Annotated in this window: 1 protein-coding gene and 1 pseudogene; both read left to right on the top strand. The window is 38.3% G+C overall.

The window, feature by feature from the left end; genetic code table 11:
- The first annotated feature begins 422 nt into the window (after positions 1 to 422).
- Complete coding sequence (locus tag P20652_RS11385; protein WP_008167846.1) at positions 423 to 1,163, top strand: ABC transporter substrate-binding protein; 741 nt, start codon at positions 423 to 425, stop codon at positions 1,161 to 1,163.
- 621 nt (positions 1,164 to 1,784) lie between these two features.
- A pseudogene (locus P20652_RS17880) lies at positions 1,785 to 3,382 on the top strand (ABC-F family ATPase).
- Positions 3,383 to 3,424 lie beyond the last annotated feature (42 nt).

Genomic DNA, 3,424 nt, shown 5'->3' with positions numbered 1-3,424 from the left:
CTTGGGCTGCTAAATGTTCAAGCTGGTTTATACTGTATTAATGATATACAAACAGCAGGCTTGAGGCGCAATAAGGCAATTAAAAGCGCTATTTTTATATTTTTTTTATTGCACCGTTAAATGTATTTGCTTGCGAGAGAACGCTTTAGCGTGGCATAGCATGATGCTTTTTAGTCGCCTTATGTAATAGATGCGATTATTACGTTTAAAGGCACACATGTAGGTGCGTTTAATATTATGGTTAAAAATTCGCCTTTGGTTTTAAAGTCGACCTGTTATCTAACTCAAAACACGCTTTTAGCTAAATAAAAACGATGTTTATTTGATGTTTAGTAAAAATGTTATTGGTTGAAAATTACAATAATTAATGAGCACATAAACAAAAACAGCACTTAAAGCGCTGTTTAAATAGTAGGAGTGTAATGAAAACTTTATTATTAGCGTTTACAACACTGCTATTTACTCAGTTTAATGCCTTTGCGTGTACAAAAACATTAGTAATGGGCACTAACGAAACGAATTGGCCGCCTTACCTTGTAAAACAGGGTGATACATTTTTAGGCACCGAGGTGGATGCTGTTAGTGCTATTTTTAAAGATTCAAAATTTTGTATTAAATGGACTTATTTTCCGAGCTTTTCGCGTGTGCAAGCTGAGCTTAAAAATGGTCGTGTTGATATAACCTATGCTGCTAGTTATACAAAGCAACGTGCGCAGTATGCTCATTTTAGTTTGCCTTACCGCGAAGAAATAATGCATCTTTATAAACATGAAGACTCTGCTAATGTGACGAGTTTACCCGATCTGTTTAGTAAAAATTTTACAGCGGGCATTAACCGTGGAAGTTTTTTTGGTAACGAGCTTGAACAACTAAAAACCAAGTATTCAAGGCAGCTGGTACTTACGGCTCAAGCAAATAATCGATTTAGTATGCTTGATAAAAAACGAATTGATTACGTTATTGAAGACTCAGTGGTAGCCCAGTACTTTATTAAAAAATATGACTCTATTTTAAAAGTGGACTCTATTGCGCCTATTAACATAAACAATGTACATTTTATGTTAAGCAAAGAGTCGCTAACGCTTGATGATTTAGCGGCTATTAATAAGTTAATTATAAAAAACTTAGCGGCTATAGAATTAATTTATAAAGCTGACTATTAAGGGTAACCAATAGCCGTGGTTATTTGGTTGGCGTTACAGTTTATTTGCACTGCAAAAAAATTCAATGCCGCTGATGTTAAAATTAGTGGCGATAACCCTAGGGCGTATTGTTCTTTGGTGGGTGAATTTACAGCAGAGCGTTTTTTTAGGCAAGGCGAGCCTATTGTAGTGTGGTTTCTCCCTGTAAATAGGCGATAACGCAGCATATACACCAAACATGCGCTGCCCAAAGGGTTCTTTTTAGGGACGATTAACGCTTTGTTGCATTTATGGACATAAGTAAGGGGCGTGAGCAGACGCGCAAGCTTGCTCGGTTTTTACTTGTTCTTACATAGATGTAATCCAGTAAAATAACGCAGATGCCGTTATTGAGCCCACTAGGTTACACACCTTGCGCTGCGATTTAATCTTCCTTGGATTGAACAAATTTCAATCCACAAAGGTCAATCCCCCCTAGAATTACCCTTATTTTCGTTTGGTTATAAATTAGCTACCTTTTATCTTTCATTCGTTGGGGCTGATCTGTATAATTCGCCAGCTAATTTACCCTATTGTCTGGTTCTTGTTTGTGGCGTGTTGCTGCAGCGTACTCCTGTCAGTACTAATCTAGGATTACCTTTTTTGATCTCCACCGCAAATATTACGATGCAGTTTGGCGCAGAGCCGTTGTTTGAAAACATTTCAGCTAAATTTGGTAACGGTAACCGTTACGGTTTAATTGGCGCTAACGGCTGCGGCAAGTCGACTTTCATGAAAATTTTAAGCGGTGCACTTGTTCCAAGTGCAGGTAATGTATCTATTACTCCTGGGTTAAAAGTAGGTAACCTAAGCCAAGACCAGTTTGCGTTTGAAGAATATAGCGTAGTTGATGCCGTAATTATGGGTGACGTGGCGCTTTGGAAAGTAAAACAAGAACGTGAACGTATTTACTCGTTACCAGAAATGAGCGAAGACGATGGCATGAAAGTAGCTGAGCTTGAAAGCGTATTTGCTGAAATGGACGGTTACACGGCAGAAAGTCGCGCTGAAGAAATTTTACTTGAAGCGGGTATCGATAAAGAATTTCATTACGGGTTAATGGCAAACGTTGCTCCAGGTTGGAAATTACGCGTGCTTTTAGCACAGGCGTTATTTGCAAACCCTGATATTTTGCTTCTTGATGAGCCTACCAATAACTTGGATATTCATACCATTACGTGGCTTGCTAACGAACTTAACAAACGTAAATGTACGATGATTATTATTTCCCATGACCGTCACTTTTTAAACTCGGTATGTACGCACATGGCCGATATAGATTACGGTGAATTGCGTATTTACCCTGGTAACTATGAAAAGTTTTTAGAAGCCGCGGGCCTACAACGCGAGCAACTTTTAGCTGAAAACGCTAAAAAGAGCGCTGAGATTGACGAGCTACAAGACTTTGTTAACCGTTTTGGTGCTAATGCTTCAAAGGCTAAACAAGCAAGTTCGCGTGCTAAAAAAAATGGATAAAATTAAGCTTGATGAAGTTAAATCGTCAAGCCGTATGAGCCCATCACTTTCGTTTGACGAAGGTAAAAAAATGTACCGCCAAGCGCTTGAAGTTAATAAGCTTGGCCATGGTTTTGATGGCGAAATATTATTTACTGGTGGCGACTTACTACTAGAAGCTGGTGCTAAGCTTGCTGTAATTGGCGAAAATGGTGTGGGTAAAACTACATTTTTACGCTGTTTAGTTAATGAGCTTAAAAGTTTAGAGGGCGAAATTAAATGGTCTGAAAATGCGACCTTTGGTTACTGCCCGCAAGACAGCACTAAAGATTTTGATAACGATTTAACGTTATTTGATTGGATGTCGCAATGGCGTACAGCTAAACACAACGATTTAATGGTTCGTGGTATGTTAGGCCGTTTGTTGTTTACAGCAGACGATTCAAACAAAAAAGCACGTAACTGTTCTGGTGGTGAAAAAACCGCCTATTATTTGGTAAGTTAATGATGCAAGACATCAATGTGCTTGTTATGGACGAACCAACTAACCACATGGATATGGAAGCCATTGAAGCGCTTAATAACGCGCTTAAAGATTTTGAAGGTACGCTAATTTTTGTAAGCCATGACCGTGAGTTTGTATCGTCATTAGCTACGCGTATTATTGATATTAAAGATAAAAAGTAGTCGATTTTCAGGGTACGTTTGACGAATACCTTGCAAGTTGTGAAGAGAAAAAAGCGTAAACACTTTTTTAATTACTTATAAAAACGGTGCTAAATTTAGCG

The organism is Pseudoalteromonas sp. BSi20652, from assembly GCF_000239855.1.
Classification (GTDB): Bacteria; Pseudomonadota; Gammaproteobacteria; order Enterobacterales; family Alteromonadaceae; genus Pseudoalteromonas.
This window is presented reverse-complemented; position numbering and strand designations above follow the sequence as displayed.

Excerpts from the sequence above, each read along its gene's own strand:
- P20652_RS11385 (WP_008167846.1), top strand. The coding sequence starts at position 423 with ATGAAAACTTTATTATTAGCGTTTACAACACTGCTATTTACTCAGTTT.